This window comes from Streptomyces sp. NPDC002935, assembly GCF_040611295.1.
Taxonomy (GTDB): Bacteria; Actinomycetota; Actinomycetes; order Streptomycetales; family Streptomycetaceae; genus Streptomyces.
Genome location: NZ_JBEXNW010000017.1, coordinates 104955 through 121497 on the forward strand (window position 1 = coordinate 104955; position 16543 = coordinate 121497).

The 16543-nt window shown below is 68.0% G+C and carries 17 protein-coding genes and 1 pseudogene; 15 read left to right on the forward strand and 3 right to left on the reverse strand.

The window, feature by feature from the left end; translation table 11 throughout:
• Nucleotides 1-204 precede the first annotated feature (204 nt).
• The 10 genes from secY (at nucleotide 205) to truA (ending at nucleotide 7787) form a co-directional block, all read left to right on the forward strand.
• Nucleotides 205-1518, forward strand: a complete 1314-nt coding sequence (secY, locus tag ABZX90_RS23630; protein WP_351126532.1) for a preprotein translocase subunit SecY — start codon at nucleotides 205-207, stop codon at nucleotides 1516-1518.
• Complete coding sequence (locus ABZX90_RS23635; protein WP_351126534.1) at nucleotides 1518-2174, forward strand: adenylate kinase; 657 nt, start codon at nucleotides 1518-1520, stop codon at nucleotides 2172-2174. The genes secY and ABZX90_RS23635 overlap by 1 nt, the downstream gene beginning before the upstream one ends.
• A 220-nt stretch (nucleotides 2175-2394) precedes the next feature.
• Nucleotides 2395-3234 carry a type I methionyl aminopeptidase gene (gene map / locus ABZX90_RS23640; RefSeq protein WP_351126536.1) on the forward strand — a complete coding sequence of 280 codons (840 nt, stop codon included), beginning with the start codon at nucleotides 2395-2397 and terminating at the stop codon, nucleotides 3232-3234.
• A 292-nt stretch (nucleotides 3235-3526) separates the two neighbouring features.
• Nucleotides 3527-3748: a translation initiation factor IF-1 gene (infA, locus tag ABZX90_RS23645; RefSeq protein ID WP_003948620.1), complete on the forward strand. Its 222-nt coding sequence runs from the start codon at nucleotides 3527-3529 to the stop codon at nucleotides 3746-3748.
• A 70-nt stretch (nucleotides 3749-3818) separates the two neighbouring features.
• Nucleotides 3819-3932 (forward strand): 50S ribosomal protein L36, encoded by a 114-nt coding sequence (gene rpmJ / locus ABZX90_RS23650; RefSeq protein ID WP_003998809.1) that lies wholly within the window; start codon nucleotides 3819-3821, stop codon nucleotides 3930-3932.
• Nucleotides 3933-4149: 217 nt separating this feature from the next.
• Nucleotides 4150-4530 (forward strand): 30S ribosomal protein S13, encoded by a 381-nt coding sequence (gene rpsM, locus ABZX90_RS23655; RefSeq protein WP_351126538.1) that lies wholly within the window; start codon nucleotides 4150-4152, stop codon nucleotides 4528-4530.
• Nucleotides 4531-4599: 69 nt separating this feature from the next.
• Entirely contained in the window at nucleotides 4600-5004 is a 405-nt protein-coding gene (rpsK, locus tag ABZX90_RS23660; RefSeq protein ID WP_006376016.1) for a 30S ribosomal protein S11, read from the forward strand.
• Between the two features lie 178 nt (nucleotides 5005-5182).
• Nucleotides 5183-6205, forward strand: coding sequence for a DNA-directed RNA polymerase subunit alpha (locus ABZX90_RS23665; RefSeq protein ID WP_003966937.1), 1023 nt, complete (start codon nucleotides 5183-5185; stop codon nucleotides 6203-6205).
• Nucleotides 6206-6330: 125 nt separating this feature from the next.
• Nucleotides 6331-6828, forward strand: coding sequence for a 50S ribosomal protein L17 (gene rplQ, locus ABZX90_RS23670; protein ID WP_266761767.1), 498 nt, complete (start codon nucleotides 6331-6333; stop codon nucleotides 6826-6828).
• A gap of 92 nt (nucleotides 6829-6920) precedes the next feature.
• Nucleotides 6921-7787, forward strand: a complete 867-nt coding sequence (truA, locus tag ABZX90_RS23675; RefSeq protein WP_351126542.1) for a tRNA pseudouridine(38-40) synthase TruA — start codon at nucleotides 6921-6923, stop codon at nucleotides 7785-7787.
• Between the two features lie 44 nt (nucleotides 7788-7831).
• On the opposite strand, the gene ABZX90_RS23680 is transcribed toward truA, so the two are convergent.
• Nucleotides 7832-8722, reverse strand: coding sequence for a hypothetical protein (locus tag ABZX90_RS23680; protein ID WP_351126544.1), 891 nt, complete (start codon nucleotides 8720-8722; stop codon nucleotides 7832-7834).
• 192 nt (nucleotides 8723-8914) lie between these two features.
• Here ABZX90_RS23680 and ABZX90_RS23685 point away from each other — a divergent pair.
• From ABZX90_RS23685 to glmM, 4 genes and pseudogenes are all read left to right on the forward strand, one after another.
• Nucleotides 8915-9541: pseudogene (locus ABZX90_RS23685) on the forward strand (glycosyltransferase 87 family protein); the annotation flags it as partial.
• Between the two features lie 307 nt (nucleotides 9542-9848).
• Entirely contained in the window at nucleotides 9849-10292 is a 444-nt protein-coding gene (gene rplM / locus ABZX90_RS23690; protein ID WP_168529673.1) for a 50S ribosomal protein L13, read from the forward strand.
• Nucleotides 10293-10334: 42 nt separating this feature from the next.
• Nucleotides 10335-10862 carry a 30S ribosomal protein S9 gene (gene rpsI / locus ABZX90_RS23695; protein WP_351126548.1) on the forward strand — a complete coding sequence of 176 codons (528 nt, stop codon included), beginning with the start codon at nucleotides 10335-10337 and terminating at the stop codon, nucleotides 10860-10862.
• A 196-nt stretch (nucleotides 10863-11058) separates the two neighbouring features.
• Nucleotides 11059-12417: a phosphoglucosamine mutase gene (glmM, locus tag ABZX90_RS23700; RefSeq protein ID WP_351126550.1), complete on the forward strand. Its 1359-nt coding sequence runs from the start codon at nucleotides 11059-11061 to the stop codon at nucleotides 12415-12417.
• A gap of 87 nt (nucleotides 12418-12504) precedes the next feature.
• Here glmM and ABZX90_RS23705 read toward each other — a convergent pair whose 3' ends face one another.
• Both ABZX90_RS23705 and coaA read right to left on the reverse strand, forming a co-directional pair.
• Nucleotides 12505-13458: a DUF389 domain-containing protein gene (locus ABZX90_RS23705; protein WP_351126552.1), complete on the reverse strand. Its 954-nt coding sequence runs from the start codon at nucleotides 13456-13458 to the stop codon at nucleotides 12505-12507.
• Between the two features lie 40 nt (nucleotides 13459-13498).
• Nucleotides 13499-14488, reverse strand: coding sequence for a type I pantothenate kinase (gene coaA / locus ABZX90_RS23710; RefSeq protein ID WP_355207712.1), 990 nt, complete (start codon nucleotides 14486-14488; stop codon nucleotides 13499-13501).
• Between the two features lie 167 nt (nucleotides 14489-14655).
• On the opposite strand from coaA, the gene glmS reads away from it, so the two are divergent.
• Entirely contained in the window at nucleotides 14656-16503 is a 1848-nt protein-coding gene (glmS, locus tag ABZX90_RS23715; protein WP_351126555.1) for a glutamine--fructose-6-phosphate transaminase (isomerizing), read from the forward strand.
• Nucleotides 16504-16543: the final 40 nt, after the last annotated feature.

Below are 16543 nucleotides of genomic sequence, written 5' to 3' on the forward strand. Positions count from 1 at the left end.
GGATGCCCCACAAAAGGGGCATCCCCGGTTGGTCGTTCCTAGGGGGGCAGTGTCGCCGGTAAGGTGGCCTGCACTGTTAATTTTCGTCCGGTGTGCCTCATGGGAACTCCGGACGGGCTTTGACTGTTGGTTAGCTGTCAGTCATCCGTCGAACCTCAAGACCGTCACCTCTGACGCAGTAGCGCGGGGGTCGCAGGAGGCACCGTGCTCACCGCGTTCGCCCGGGCGTTCAGGACGCCCGACCTGCGCAAGAAGCTGCTCTTCACGCTCGGCATCATCGTGGTCTACCGCGTCGGTACCCACGTTCCGATCCCCGGTGTGGACTACAAGAACGTCCAGTCGTGCATGGACATGGCCGACACGAACCGCGGGCTGTTCAGCCTGATCAACATGTTCAGTGGCGGTGCGCTGCTGCAGATCACGGTCTTCGCGCTCGGCATCATGCCGTACATCACGGCGAGCATCATTCTCCAGCTGCTCACCGTGGTGATCCCGCGACTGGAAGCCCTCAAGAAGGAGGGCTCGGCCGGTACGGCGAAGATCACGCAGTACACCCGTTATCTGACGGTCGCGCTCGCCGTCCTGCAGGGCACGGGCCTGGTGGCCACCGCCCGCAGCGGCGCCCTGTTCTCGGGCTGCCCCGTGGCCAACCAGATCGTGCCGGACCAGTCGATCTTCACCACCATCACGATGGTCATCACGATGACCGCCGGTACCTGTGTCGTCATGTGGCTCGGTGAGATCATCACCGACCGCGGCATCGGCAACGGCATGTCGATCCTGATGTTCATCTCGATCGCCGCGACCTTCCCGAGCGCGCTGTGGACGGTCAAGGTCCAGGGCAAGCTGGCCGGTGGCTGGATCGAGTTCGGCACGGTCATCGCGGTGGGTCTGTGCATGGTCGGCCTGGTGGTCTTCGTCGAGCAGGCGCAGCGCCGGATTCCCGTCCAGTACGCGAAGCGCATGATCGGCCGCCGTTCCTACGGTGGCACCTCGACCTACATTCCGTTGAAGGTCAACCAGGCAGGTGTGATCCCTGTCATCTTCGCGTCGTCGCTGCTCTACATTCCGAGCCTCATCGCGCAGTTCTCGAAGAGTGATTCCGGGTGGAAAACGTGGGTCACGCAGAACCTGACCAAGGGTGACCACCCGATTTACATCACGATGTACTTCCTTCTGATCGTTTTCTTCGCGTTCTTCTACGTGGCGATCTCGTTCAACCCCGAGGAAGTAGCCGACAACATGAAGAAGTATGGTGGCTTCATCCCGGGCATCCGGGCTGGCCGGCCGACCGCTGAGTACCTCAGTTACGTACTCAACCGGATCACCTGGCCGGGTTCGCTGTATCTGGGGCTGATCGCTCTCGTGCCGACAGTGGCGTTGGTTGGTTTCGGGGCAAACCAGAACTTCCCGTTCGGTGGTACCAGCATCCTGATCATCGTGGGTGTCGGTCTCGAGACGGTGAAGCAGATCGAGAGTCAGCTTCAGCAGCGCAATTACGAAGGGTTCCTCCGCTGATGCGAATCGTCCTCGTCGGGCCTCCCGGTGCCGGGAAGGGAACGCAGGCCGCGTTCCTCGCCAAGAATCTGGAGATCCCGCACATCTCAACGGGCGACCTGTTCCGTGCCAACATCTCTCGGCAGACGGAGCTCGGCAAGCTGGCGAAGTCCTACATGGACAAGGGCGAACTGGTACCGGACGAGGTCACCATCGCCATGGCCAAGGACCGCATGGAGCAGCCCGACGCGGAGCACGGCTTCCTGCTCGACGGCTTCCCGCGCAACGTCTCGCAGGCCGAGGCGCTCGACGAGATGCTGAGCACCGAGGGCATGAAGCTGGACGCGGTGCTGGACCTTGAGGTCCCCGAGGACGAGGTGGTCCGCCGTATCGCGGGCCGTCGCATCTGCCGCAACGACTCGTCGCACGTCTTCCACGTGTCGTACAAGGCGCCGAAGCGGGAAGGCGTCTGTGACGTCTGCGGCGGCGAGCTCTACCAGCGCGACGACGACTCCGAGGAGACCGTCCGTACGCGGCTGGAGGTCTACCACACGCAGACCGAGCCGATCATCGACTACTACATGGCCCAGGGCCTGGTCGTCACGATCGCGGCGCTCGGCAAGGTGGACGAGGTCACGGCGCGCGCGATGGAGGCACTGTCCCGCGAGGCCGCCTAGGTCTCCGCGGGGTTCGCTCCGTGGTACGTGCGTACCGCGGGCGCGTGAAGCAGTACGTCGCATCGGCCGCGGCACCCGGAAAGGGTGCCGCGGCCGACGTGCGAGGCGAGGGGCCGAGGGCCCCGTGCGCCGCGGGGTCCAGGACCCCGGGCGGGGTGGGCGCAGTCCCCCGTATCGTTGGAGTAGTCCGTCGTTCCGGTCCAGAAAGGCCGCAGCCACCATGGTGCAGATCAAGACCCCCGAGCAGATCGCCAAGATGCGTGAGGCGGGGCTGGTCGTCGCGGCCATCCATGCGGCCACGCGGGAAGCGGCCGTGCCGGGTGCGACGACCCGCGATCTGGACGAGGTCGCGCGCAAGGTGCTCGCGGAGCACGGCGCCAAGTCGAACTTCCTCGGGTACGGCGGTTTCCCCGCGACGATCTGCACCTCGGCCAACGAGGTCGTCGTCCACGGCATCCCGGACGACAAGACCGTCCTGAAGGACGGCGACATCATCTCCATCGACGCCGGCGCGATCGTGGACGGCTGGCACGGAGACGCCGCGTACACCGCGTTCGTGGGCTCCGGCCACGCTCCGGAGCTGATCGAGCTCTCCCGGGTGACCGAGGAGTCGATGTGGGCCGGTATCGCGGCCATGAAGCTGGGCAACCGGCTCGTGGACGTCTCGCGGGCCATCGAGACCTACATCCGCCGCCAGCCGAAGCCGGGCGGCGGCAAGTACGGGATCATCGAGGACTACGGCGGCCACGGCATCGGCACCGAGATGCACATGGACCCGCACCTGCTGAACTACGTCGAGCGGAAGCGGGGGAAGGGGCCGAAGCTGGTCCCCGGCTTCTGCCTGGCGATCGAGCCGATGGTGTCGCTCGGCACACCGCGGACCGAAGTGCTCGAGGACGACTGGACCGTGATCACCACGGACGGGACCTGGTCCTCGCACTGGGAGCACTCCGTGGCGCTGACGGCGGACGGGCCGCTGGTCCTCACGGCACCCGACTGCGGCAGGGCGAAGCTCGCCGAGTACGGGGTCACGGCGGCGCCGGATCCCCTCGCGGGCTGAGGCACCGCCCGCGCGTACGTTCGTAAGATCCTTTAAGATCGATCTTACGTTCGATTTCTCTCTTCACTTTCGCCCGCTCCACCTCTCCGCCGACCGTGCAACCGGTCAGCCCTGCCCCTCGCGCATACCGCGTCGACGGGTGGGGCATCGTCATGAATGGCGGAGGAGGCCGGAGGCGAATTCGTCTTTCCGGGAGCCCTGACGTAGACTGACTCGTCGGCTCTCGTGCACCCGCATGTCTGCATGCGGTTCGCGCGGAGTCGATCAAGGTAGTCGATTCGAAGGGCAAAGCGTGGCCAAGAAGCAAGGTGCCATCGAGATCGAGGGCACTGTCGTCGAGTCTCTCCCGAACGCCATGTTCAAGGTAGAGCTCCAGAACGGCCACCAGGTCCTGGCGCACATCAGCGGCAAGATGCGCATGCACTACATCCGCATCCTCCCTGACGACCGGGTCGTGGTGGAGTTGTCTCCGTACGACCTGACGCGCGGCCGGATCGTCTACCGCTACAAGTAGATCTTGCCTTGCTCCGTGTTCCCGGTTCCGGGTACGCGGGGGGTGGCACTGACCCGGAGAACCTCACCTAATGAAGGTCAAGCCGAGCGTCAAGAAGATCTGCGACAAGTGCAGGGTGATCCGCCGTCACGGTCGGGTCATGGTCATCTGCGAAAACCCGCGCCACAAGCAGCGCCAGGGCTGACGCACGACCGCACCTTCTGCACCCGCAGATACTTCGCGCGACGCAGTAGTACATGTTCATACGCAGGATCCAGGGCTGAGTCTCATCAGTCCTGACACCCCCGGTCGGAGGCCGGGGACCCGGCCCGTACCGAATTCCCGATCCTTCGGATCTGGGGACGACGGCGGGCGGGATCCGGTTCTGCGGAAGACCTCCGAACGACAACTGGAGCCATTGAATGGCACGCGTTTCCGGTGTTGACATCCCGCGCGAAAAGCGTGTGGAGGTCGCCCTCACCTACGTGTTCGGCATCGGCCGGACCCTTTCCCAGCAGACGCTGGCCGAGACTGGCGTGAACCCCAACACGCGCGTTCGTGACCTCTCCGAGGAGGAGCTGGTCAAGATCCGCGAGTACGTGGACGCCAACATCAAGACCGAGGGTGACCTCCGTCGCGAGGTTCAGGCCGACATCCGCCGCAAGGTGGAGATCGGCTGCTACCAGGGTCTGCGTCACCGTCGTGGCCTGCCCGTCCACGGTCAGCGCACCAGCACGAACGCTCGTACCCGCAAGGGCCCGCGTCGCGCCATCGCCGGCAAGAAGAAGCCGGGCAAGAAGTAGTCCTCAGCGGACAACGCTTCACCAGCGGTCTTCGCTGTAGGACCGACCACCTCCCCGTAGGAGAAATAGATGCCCCCCAAGGGTCGTCAGGGCGCTGCCAAGAAGGTGCGCCGCAAGGAAAAGAAGAACGTCGCTCATGGGCACGCTCACATCAAGAGCACGTTCAACAACACCATCGTCTCGATCACGGACCCCGCGGGCAACGTGATCTCCTGGGCCTCCGCCGGCCACGTCGGCTTCAAGGGCTCGCGCAAGTCCACCCCCTTCGCCGCGCAGATGGCCGCCGAGTCGGCCGCCCGCCGCGCGCAGGAGCACGGCATGCGCAAGGTTGACGTCTTCGTGAAGGGCCCGGGCTCCGGTCGCGAGACCGCGATCCGCTCCCTCCAGGCCACTGGCCTCGAGGTCGGCTCCATCCAGGACGTCACCCCCACCCCGCACAACGGTTGCCGTCCGCCGAAGCGCCGCCGCGTCTGACGCACGGCCGCTCGGTCGTCGTCCTCGACGGCCACGTGTCGGTTCGAGGTTTCCGGGCGGTACGGCTCCGTAAAAGGGCCGTATCGCCCGTACCCTTGCTATACCCGGCCTCTCGCGAGGCGCGGTTCCGTCGGGCGTCAAATAGCGGGCGTCCACGAAAAAAAGGATTGATCCACACATGCTGATCGCTCAGCGCCCCTCGTTGACCGAAGAGGTCGTCGACGAATTCCGCTCCCGGTTCGTGATCGAGCCGCTGGAGCCGGGCTTCGGCTACACCCTCGGCAACTCCCTGCGCCGCACCCTCCTCTCGTCGATCCCCGGCGCTGCTGTCACCAGCATCCGCATCGACGGTGTCCTGCACGAGTTCACCACCGTGCCGGGCGTCAAGGAGGACGTCACCGACCTGATCCTCAACATCAAGCAGCTGGTCGTCTCCTCGGAGCACGACGAGCCGGTCGTGATGTACCTGCGCAAGCAGGGCCCGGGTCTGGTCACCGCCGCCGACATCGCGCCCCCGGCCGGTGTCGAGGTCCACAACCCCGACCTCGTCCTCGCCACGCTCAACGGCAAGGGCAAGCTGGAGATGGAGCTGACCGTCGAGCGCGGTCGCGGCTACGTCTCCGCCGTTCAGAACAAGCAGGTCGGTCAGGAGATCGGGCGCATCCCGGTCGACTCGATCTACTCGCCGGTGCTGAAGGTCACGTACAAGGTCGAGGCGACCCGTGTCGAGCAGCGCACCGACTTCGACAAGCTGATCGTCGACGTCGAGACCAAGCAGGCCATGCGTCCCCGTGACGCCATGGCGTCGGCCGGTAAGACCCTGGTCGAGCTGTTCGGTCTGGCCCGCGAGCTCAACATCGACGCCGAGGGCATCGACATGGGCCCGTCCCCCACGGACGCCGCCCTTGCCGCCGATCTCGCGCTGCCGATCGAGGAGCTGGAGCTCACGGTCCGCTCGTACAACTGCCTCAAGCGTGAGGGCATCCACTCCGTGGGTGAGCTCGTCGCCCGCTCCGAGGCCGACCTCCTGGACATCCGCAACTTCGGTGCGAAGTCCATCGACGAGGTCAAGGCGAAGCTGGCCGGCATGGGCCTGGCCCTCAAGGACAGCCCGCCCGGATTCGACCCGACCGCCGCCGCCGACGCCTTCGGCGCCGACGACGACGCGGACGCGGGTTTCGTGGAGACCGAGCAGTACTGAGCCAGTACTGGGACGGCTTCCGTCCTCCGGGGTCCTTCGGGACCCCGGATCTTCGACGGGCAATCGCCCGCTCGGACACTGTCCCCGGTACCTGATACGGCCGGGGCAGACACCTAGGAGAAACCATGCCGAAGCCCGCCAAGGGTGCCCGTCTGGGCGGCAGCGCCGCGCACGAGAAGCTGCTCCTCGCGAACCTCGCGAAGTCGCTCTTCGAGCACGGCCGCATCACCACCACCGAGGCCAAGGCCCGTCGCCTGCGTCCCTACGCGGAGCGTCTGGTCACCAAGGCGAAGAAGGGTGACCTTCACAACCGCCGTCAGGTGCTCTCGGTGATCACGGACAAGAGCATCGTGCACACGCTCTTCACCGAGATCGGCCCGCGCTACGAGAACCGCCCGGGTGGCTACACCCGTATCACCAAGATCGGTAACCGCCGTGGCGACAACGCGCCCATGGCTGTCATCGAGCTGGTGGAGGCCCTGACCGTGGCCCAGCAGGCCACCGGTGAGGCCGAGGCTGCCACCAAGCGTGCCGTCAAGGAGACCGAGGCCCCGGCCAAGGTCGAGGACACCAAGGTCGAGGACGCCGCTGAGGCTCCCGCCGAGGAGTCGAAGGACGCCTGAGGCACTGCCTTGCTGTGAGCGGGTCCGTCCCTTCGGGGGCGGGCCCGCTTTCGCGTTGCCGGGCAGAAGCCCGGTGCTGAGAGGATCTAGGTGTGAGTGACGAAGCGGAGCCCGGGTTCGTACGGGTGCGGTTGGCTCTGTCGTACGACGGGAGCGAGTTCTCCGGGTGGGCCAAGCAGGCCGGGGGGCGCAGGACCGTGCAGGGCGAGATCGAGGACGCGCTGCGGACGGTGACGCGGACGAAGGACACCACGTACGAGCTGACCGTCGCCGGGCGGACCGACGCCGGGGTGCACGCGCGCGGCCAGGTGGCCCATGTCGACCTGCCCGAGGAGTTGTGGGCCGAGCACCGCGAGAAGCTGCTGAAGCGGCTGGCCGGGAGGCTGCCGAAGGACGTACGGGTGTGGACCCTCACCGAGGCGCCGGCCGGCTTCAACGCGCGGTTCTCGGCGATCTGGCGGCGCTACGCCTACCGCGTCACCGACGAACCCGGCGGCGTCGACCCGCTGCTGCGCAGTCATGTCCTGTGGCACGACTGGCCGTTGGACGTCGACGCGATGAACGAGGCGGCCGGGCGGCTGCTGGGGGAGCACGACTTCGCGGCCTACTGCAAGAAGCGCGAGGGCGCGACGACCATCCGTACGCTCCAGCAACTGAGCCTGGTACGCGGGGAGGACGGCGTCATCACCGCCACCGTGCGGGCCGACGCCTTCTGCCACAACATGGTGCGGTCGCTGATCGGGGCTCTGCTGTTCGTGGGGGACGGGCACCGTGGGCCCGACTGGCCGGGGAAGGTGCTCGCCGCCGGCGTACGGGACTCGGCCGTTCATGTCGTACGGCCGCACGGGCTGACGCTCGAAGAAGTCGGTTACCCGGCCGACGAGTTGCTGGCCGCACGGAACAAAGAGGCGCGGAACAGGCGGACGTTGCCGGGTGCGCCGGGCTGCGACACCTGCTAGCACCCGGGGCGGCGGCCGGTGGTCCCGGACGCCGCCCGGGGCCGCTACTGGTTGGCCGCGGCCGACGCCTGGGCCTCGCCCCGGCGGCGGATCTGCCGGAAGGCGAACTCGGCGAGGTCGTCGCCGGTCGTGAACACCTGGGTGTCCTTCGTCGTCACGTCCTTGCCGTTGGTGAAACCGGCGATGGTGAAGTAGGCGTAACGGCCGTAGGAGTTGGTGGTCGAACGGCAGACGGCCGAGTCGCAGAACGACTTGATGCCGTTGCCGGGGAGTGAGGCGATGATGCTCTTCTTGTCCGCGTCGCCCTTGGCCTTGAGCGCCTTGGCCTCCGTGTCGAAGACCGCGACGCCGACCGTCACCGCCACACCGTCCTTGATGTAGGTGACCCGCAGGAAGCGCGTGCAGCCGTCCTTGGTGAGGACCGGCGGGAGCGTGCCCTTCGCGGCCGAGGCGCAGTTCTTCGTCTCGGACGTCGGACCCTTGCGGTAGACGCGGTTGCCCATGGTGAGCTGCGTACCGGGGAAGAGGATGTCCGGGCTCAGCGGTGCCGTGTCCTTCTGCGCGCTGGATATGAACTCCTTCGGATCCAGCGGCGGTGGAGCCGAGGTCGGCTCGAAGGACGGTGCCGGCGCCGTGCTGGAGCTCGGGATGTCCGAGGCGGCGGGGAGATTGGACGGCTGGTTCGACGCCTGGTTGTTCCCGTTCGCGTTGACGACGGCCATGGCGACGGCCGCGCCGACCGCGACGGTGGCCAACGCCCCGCCCACGATGAACAACACCTTGCGGCGCTTGTTGCGCGTTTCGGAAGCCTCTGCCAGCGCAGCCCAGTCGGGATTCCCGCCGGATCGCTGATTGCCCCACTGAGGCGGTTGCTGAGACCCTGGCTTCCAGGGATCCCACGGGGGCTGCCCCTGCCCACCCTGCCCATAACTCATGCGCCGCATCTTAGACGTGCGTTGGGGGGTGCCGGTCCGCTCCACCGGTCACTTGAGCCCCTAGCGTGATCTGAATGCGTGCGGGCAAAAGTGACATCTCCGGGTGGTTGGTACGTCGGGCCTCCTGGCACGCGTGGACGGTGTCGGTCGTGGTGCTGTCCGCGCACGTCGTGGGCGTCGCCCGCGGCACCTCGGTGGGGGTGGTCCGGCGTGGTCATCGGCGCGTCCCTCGCCCTCAAGCCGCTGCTTGCGCCGGTGGCGCTGCTCTTCGTCTTCGCCCGCCGATGGCGGGGGCCGGCCGCGGTGGTCCTGGTGCCGGCCGTGGCGTCCGGCGGGGCGGCGCTGCTGATGCCCGATCCTGCGGGATTCGTCACACGGACGCTGCCGTTCCTGCTGCGCGGCCACGATGAATTCGTACGTCTTTACGAGGCTTCTCCGGTGGCCGTGCTGCCGCGGCTCGGGGTGCCGTCGTGGGTGGCGGTCCCGCTCTCCGGCGCGGCGGCCGGTGCCGGGGTCCTGGGCGCGTACCACCGCTGGTCGCGCGGTGTTCCCGGGCCGCTGCGGCTTGTTGGGACCGCGGTGCTGCTGATGCTCTCGGCGTTCCTGGTGTCCCGGCCGTCGTACGACCACTGTCTGCCGGCCGTGGTGCCGCTGCTGCTCGCGGGGCTGCCGTACCCCGGCTCGGTGGCCCGGAGGCCGTGGTTCTGGATGGCGCTGGTGTCGCAGACGCCGGGTGTCGACTGGCCCGGGCTGGAACCGGTGACCCGGCGTTCCTTCCGTGACTGCTTTACCCTGTGTGTATTGACTGCATCGGTGGCGCTTCGGCGCCCCCGGCATCTGCCGCTCGGCGGCCCCGACCACTTCGTCGCTCCGCGACAGGGACGACGGGTCACGGGGGTGTGAGCACTCGCGTTTTGACCCTTCCGGGCCACCGCGGGTAAGCTTGCAGTTCGTTATGTGTATTGGCTTGCTCATTCTCACGTGAGGGGCCCTTACACCGGTCCACCGGGGCTGATGACCAGCGACCAGCACGCGGTATGCGTCACCGCAGTGCGGTCAGGGCTGTCGTGATCGTCCGTGGTGGCCATGTCAGGACCCACTCACTGAAGAAGCGAAGGCTACGACCGTGCGTACGTACAGCCCCAAGCCCGGCGACATCACTCGCCAGTGGTACGTCATCGACGCCCAGGATGTCGTCCTGGGCCGTCTGGCGACCACTGCTGCGAACATTCTGCGCGGCAAGCACAAGCCGATCTACGCGCCCCACGTCGACGCTGGTGACTTCGTCATCATCATCAACGCCGACAAGGTGCACCTCTCCGGCAACAAGAAGACCCAGAAGCTGGCGTACCGCCACTCCGGTTACCCGGGTGGTCTGCGCTCCGTCCGTTACGACGAGCTGCTGGCGAAGAACCCCGAGAAGGCCGTCGAGAAGGCCATCAAGGGCATGGTTCCCAAGAACACCCTGGGCCGTCAGGTGCTCTCGAAGCTGAAGGTCTACGCGGGCGAGAACCACCCGCACGCTGCGCAGCAGCCGGTCCCGTTCGAGATCACCCAGGTCGCGCAGTAGTTCCGGCCACCCCCTAAGACGAAAAAGAATCTGAGGAGAATCGTGGCCGAGACCACCGTTGAGCAGCCGGTCGAAGAGACTGAGACCGAGCTTGTCGACATCGAGAGCTACACCAGCGAGTCCGAGGTCCCCGTCGAGGGCGAGTACACCTCGGAGTCCCTCGCCGGCCGCTTCGGCGACCCGCAGCCGGCCGCCGGCCTGGGCCGTCGCAAGAACGCCATCGCCCGCGTCCGGATCGTCCCGGGCACCGGCAAGTGGAAGATCAACGGTCGCACCCTTGAGGACTACTTCCCCAACAAGGTGCACCAGCAGGAAGTCAACGAGCCCTTCAAGGTGCTCGAGCTCGACAACCGCTACGACGTCATCGCCCGTATCTCGGGTGGCGGCGTCTCGGGTCAGGCCGGTGCCCTGCGCCTCGGCGTGGCCCGTGCGCTGAACGAGGCCGACGTGGACAACAACCGCGGCGCCCTCAAGAAGGCCGGCTTCCTCAAGCGCGACGACCGTGCGGTCGAGCGCAAGAAGGCCGGTCTCAAGAAGGCCCGTAAGGCCCCGCAGTACAGCAAGCGTTAATCTTCGCTGCTTGCTTCTGCGCGTATGTACGCGTAGCTCCGAACGCCCCGGCGGCACGCCACAGTGCCGCCGGGGCGTTCGTTTATCACAGTGGTTGGGCGTATAACGGCACAAGGTGCTCAAAGGCTCATGTGATCGGATGGCCTCCGTATTCTGCGGGGGACTTCCGTACTCTGAAGCTTTCTCAGGAGGACAAGTGGGACGACTCTTCGGCACGGACGGCGTGCGCGGTGTCGCCAACGCGGATCTGACGGCCGAGCTCGCGCTCGGGCTCTCCGTGGCAGCGGCACACGTACTCGCCGAGGCGGGCACGTTCGCAGGCCACCGGCCCGTGGCCGTGGTCGGGCGGGATCCGCGCGCGTCCGGGGAGTTCCTGGAGGCCGCCGTGGTCGCCGGCCTCGCCAGCGCCGGCGTGGACGTCCTGCGCGTCGGTGTGCTGCCCACCCCGGCGGTGGCCCACCTCACCGGGGTACTGGGCGCCGACCTCGGTGTGATGCTCTCCGCCAGCCACAACGCCATGCCGGACAACGGCATCAAGTTCTTCGCCCGCGGCGGGCACAAGCTCGCCGACGAGCTGGAGGACCGGATCGAGGGCGTCTACGAGGAGCACCGCACCGGCGCTCCCTGGGACCGTCCGACCGGCTCCGGCGTCGGCCGGGTCAACTCCTACGACCAGGGCTTCGACCAGTACGTCGCCCACCTCATCGGTGTCCTCCCGAACCGCCTCGACGGTCTGAAGGTCGTCCTCGACGAGGCGCACGGCGCGGCCGCCCGTGTCTCGCCCGAGGCCTTCACGCGGGCCGGTGCCGAGATCGTCACGATCGGCGCGGAGCCCGACGGGCTCAACATCAACGACGGTTGCGGCTCCACCCACCTGGAGCTCCTCAAGGCCGCCGTCGTCGAGCACGGCGCCGACCTCGGCATCGCGCACGACGGCGACGCCGACCGCTGCCTCGCCGTGGACCACACGGGCGACGAGATCGACGGCGACCAGATCCTGGCCGTCCTCGCGCTGGCGATGCGGGAGCGTTCCGCACTGCGCTCCGACACCGTTGTCGCGACGGTCATGTCCAACCTGGGCTTCAAGCTCGCCATGGAGCGCGAGGGCCTCGCCTTCGTCCAGACGGGGGTCGGCGACCGCTACGTCCTGGAAGAGATGAAGCGGCACGGCTACGCCCTCGGCGGCGAGCAGTCCGGGCACGTCATCATCCTCGACCACGCCACCACCGGCGACGGCACGCTGACCGGCCTGCTGCTCGCCGCCCGGGTCGCGCAGACCGGCCGTACGCTCCGGGACCTCGCCTCGGTCATGGAGCGGCTGCCGCAGGTCCTCATCAACGTGCCCGACGTCGACAGGTCGCGGGTGAACACCTCCGCCGAACTGGCCGGCGCCGTGGCCGACGCCGAGCGTGAACTCGGAACCACCGGACGGGTGTTGCTGCGCCCCTCCGGCACCGAGCCGCTCGTCCGCGTCATGGTCGAGGCCGCCGACATCGACCACGCCCGCTCGGTGGCCGCCCGGCTGGCCGACGCCGTGAAGTCGGCGCTCGGATAGTCCCTCCGCCTGCATCCGTGAGGCCCGGCACCCCAGGGGTGCCGGGCCTCACGGCTGTCCGCGGCGGTGTCTTCGCCGGGCGGCCCGTTACCGGGCGAGGTCCGGCCGGACGACCTGGCGCCTGCGCTGCATCGCCCAGAACCACTTCTGGGCGAGCAGGGTGAGCGTGCCGGCGACCACGATGCCGAGCAGGTTGAACAGCAGCTGCTTGGTGGATCCCCAGGTCTGGGCGTAGTCCGTGTAGCTGAGGGCCACGGCGGCGTTCGCGGCGGCCGGGACCGTGGTCACCGAGATCGCGACGCCGATCAGGGCGCCCGACTTGGCGGACGTGAGGGACAGCACCCCGGCGATGCCGGCGAGGAACGCCACCACGAACGACATCCAGTCCGGCTTCCAGATGAAGGCCGTGTTCGGCCGGGGCGCCTCCACCATGGACTTCTCGAACAGTCCGAAGACGTCCATCAGCCAGCTGAAGCCCGCGGTGATGACCATCGCCGCGGCGAAACCGGCCAGCAGTGCCCACAGCGACCGCCACACGAGATACGGGGCGCGCTGCACCAGCGCGGTGCAGATGCCCGCCAGCGGTCCGAACTCCGGGCCCACGGCCATCGCGCCGACGATCAGGATCGCGTTGTCGAGCATCACACCGCAGGCCGCCAGCATCGTGGCCACGGTGAGGAACGCGAGATAGGTGACGTTGAGCGTCGACTCCTCGTGCGTCGCGTCCCGCAGCTGCTCCCACAGCACCGCGTCCGCGCCCTCGCCCGGTGCCTCCTCCTCCGCCTTGTCGGCCCGCTTCGACAGCGAGAGCTCGATGGTCTCGACGGCGATCGATCCGGTCCGGTCGAGCCCCGACTCCCGGAGCGCGCCGATGAGTTCGTCGCCCGCCTCGCGCGCGACGTCGCACATCACGACATCGCCGACCGGGTTGCGGGCGGCACCCGGGAGCACGACGAGGTGCGTGGTGCCGACCGTCTTCTCGATGAGACGTACCACGTCGTCGGTCCGGTCGGCGGGAGTGATCAGGCGCAGGTGCAGCATGGCCGCAGACTAGTCGTATGTACGGGACGGCCGTACGGGACTACAGCTTGCGCAGGCTCAGGCGTTGCACCTTGTGGTCCGGGCCCTTGCGCACGACGAGGGTCGCCCGGCCACGGGTGGGGGCCACGTTCTCCAGCAGATTGGGCTTGTTGATGGTGCGCCAGGTCGTACGGGCGTAGTCGAGGGCCTCCTCCTCCGAGACCTGGGTGTACTTGCGGAAGTACGAGTCGGTCTTCTGGAAGGCGGTCGCGCGGAGCTTGCGGAACCGGTTCAGATACCAGCGCTCGATGTCCTCGGGGCGGGCGTCGACGTACACACTGAAGTCGAAGTAGTCCGCGAGGCCGACCCGCGTGCGGCCGTCCTTGCCGGGCAGGGCCGGCTGCAGCACGTTCAGGCCCTCGACGATGAGGATGTCGGGGCGGCGGACCGTGAGCCGGTCGCCGGGCACGATGTCGTAGATCAGGTGCGAGTAGACGGGGGCGGTCACCTCGTCCTTGCCCGCCTTGATGTCGGCGACGAATCGGGTCAGGGCCCGGCGGTCGTACGACTCGGGGAACCCCTTGCGGGACATCAGCCCGCGCGTTTCGAGTTCCTTGGTGGGGAGCAGGAAGCCGTCCGTGGTGACCAGCTCGACGCGGGGGTGCTCGGGCCAGCGGGAGAGCAGCGCCTGGAGCAGCCGGGCGACCGTGGACTTGCCGACGGCCACGGAACCGGCGACGCCTATGACGAACGGCGTGCCGGACTGCGAGCCCTTCTCGCCGAGGAAGGTGTTCAGAGCGCCTCGGAGCCCGTCGGTGGCACCGACGTACAGATTCAGCAGCCGGGAGAGCGGCAGGTAGATGTCCCGCACCTCGTCGAGGTCGATGACATCGCCCAGGCCGCGCAGCTTCTCCAGCTCCTCGGCGTTCAGCGTGAGCGGCGTCTTTTCACGCAGCGCGCTCCACTCGGCACGAGTGAGATCGACGTAGGGAGTCGCCTCCGGCTTGGACCGGTGGGCGCTCCGCGGCAACGGGGAGACCGGAGAGATCACAGTCCATTGTTACGGGAGTATGGACGGGATGGAGGGTGGGGTCCGTCACGCCGGGTGACGCCGGACGGAGCCGAGGAGCCCCGCGGCCGCCGTTAAGGGCGCCAGAATTTCCGATATCGGGCACGCTAAGCCTGATTCGGACGGGCGGGGGACCGTACGCTGCCGCCATGTGCGGAATCGTGGGTTATGTGGGGTCGCAGTCGGCGCTCGACGTCGTGATGGCCGGACTGAAGAGACTCGAGTACCGGGGATACGACTCGGCGGGTGTCGCCGTCCTGGCGGACGGGGGACTCGCCGTCGCGAAGAGGGCCGGGAAACTGGTCAACCTGGAGAAGGAGCTGGGCAGCCGGCCGCTGCCGGCCGGAACGACGGCGATCGGGCACACCCGCTGGGCCACCCACGGGGGACCCACGGACGCCAACGCCCATCCGCACCTCGACAACGCGGGCCGGGTCGCCGTCGTCCACAACGGCATCATCGAGAACTTCGCCCTGCTCCGCGCCGAGCTGGCCGACCGGGGCCACGACCTGGCCTCCGAGACGGACACCGAGGTGGTCGCCCATCTGCTCGCCGAGGAGTTCTCCTCGTGCGCGGACCTTGCGGAGGCGATGCGGCTGGTGTGCCGGCGTCTGGAGGGCGCGTTCACGCTGGTCGCGGTGGACGCCGATGATCCGGACGTGGTCGTGGGGGCGCGCCGGAACTCGCCGTTGGTGGTCGGCGTCGGCGAGGGCGAGGCCTTTCTCGCCTCGGACGTGGCGGCGTTCATCGCCCACACCCGGTCGGCGATCGAGCTGGGGCAGGACCAGGTGGTCGAACTGCGCCGCGACGGCGTGACCGTCACCGGCTTCGACGGCAGCCCCGCCGAGGTCCGCTCGTACCACGTCGACTGGGACGCTTCGGCGGCCGAGAAGGGCGGCTACGACTACTTCATGCTCAAGGAGATCGCCGAGCAGCCCAAGGCGGTCGCCGACACCCTGCTGGGCCGGATCGACGCGGCCGGCTCGCTGACGCTCGACGAGGTGCGCATCCCGGTCCAGGTGCTGCGGGAGGTGGACAAGGTCGTCATCGTCGCCTGCGGGACCGCCTTCCACGCCGGGATGATCGCCAAGTACGCCATCGAGCACTGGACGCGCATCCCGTGCGAGGTGGAGCTGGCCAGCGAGTTCCGTTACCGGGACCCGATCCTGGACCGCCGTACGCTCGTCATCGCGATCTCGCAGTCCGGCGAGACCATGGACACGCTGATGGCGCTGCGGCACGCCCGCGACCAGGACGCCAAGGTGCTGGCGATCTGCAACACCAACGGCTCGACGATCCCGCGCGAGTCCGACGCCGTGCTGTACACGCACGCAGGACCCGAGGTCGCCGTCGCCTCCACCAAGGCCTTCCTGACCCAGCTGGTGGCCTGCTACCTGGTGGCGCTGTACCTGGGCCAGGTGCGCGGGACCAAGTGGGGCGACGAGATCCAGGCCGTGATCCGCGAGCTGTCCCGCATCTCCCGCGAGGTCGAGCGGGTCCTGGAGACCATGGAGCCGGTACGGGAACTCGCGCGCTCCCTCGCCGACAAGGACACGGTGCTGTTCCTCGGGCGGCACGTGGGCTATCCGGTCGCGCTCGAAGGCGCGCTGAAGCTCAAGGAGCTGGCGTACATGCACGCCGAGGGCTTCGCGGCGGGCGAGCTCAAGCACGGCCCGATCGCGCTCATCGAGGACGATCTGCCGGTCGTCGTCGTGGCCCCCTCGCCGCGAGGGCGCTCGGTCCTGCACGACAAGATCGTCTCCAACATCCAGGAGATCCGGGCCCGGGGCGCCCGCACGATCGTCATCGCGGAGGAGGGCGACGAGGCGGTCGTCCCCTACGCCGACCACCTCATCCGCATCCCGGCCACACCGACGCTGTTGCAGCCGCTGGTGGCGACGGTGCCGTTGCAGGTCTTCGCCTGCGAACTGGCCACGGCCCGGGGCAACGAGGTGGACCAGCCGCGCAACCTGGCGAAGTCGGTGACGGTGGAGTGAGCGGGGCCGCGGGGTGAGTCCGTGGCACGGCCCCGCCCTC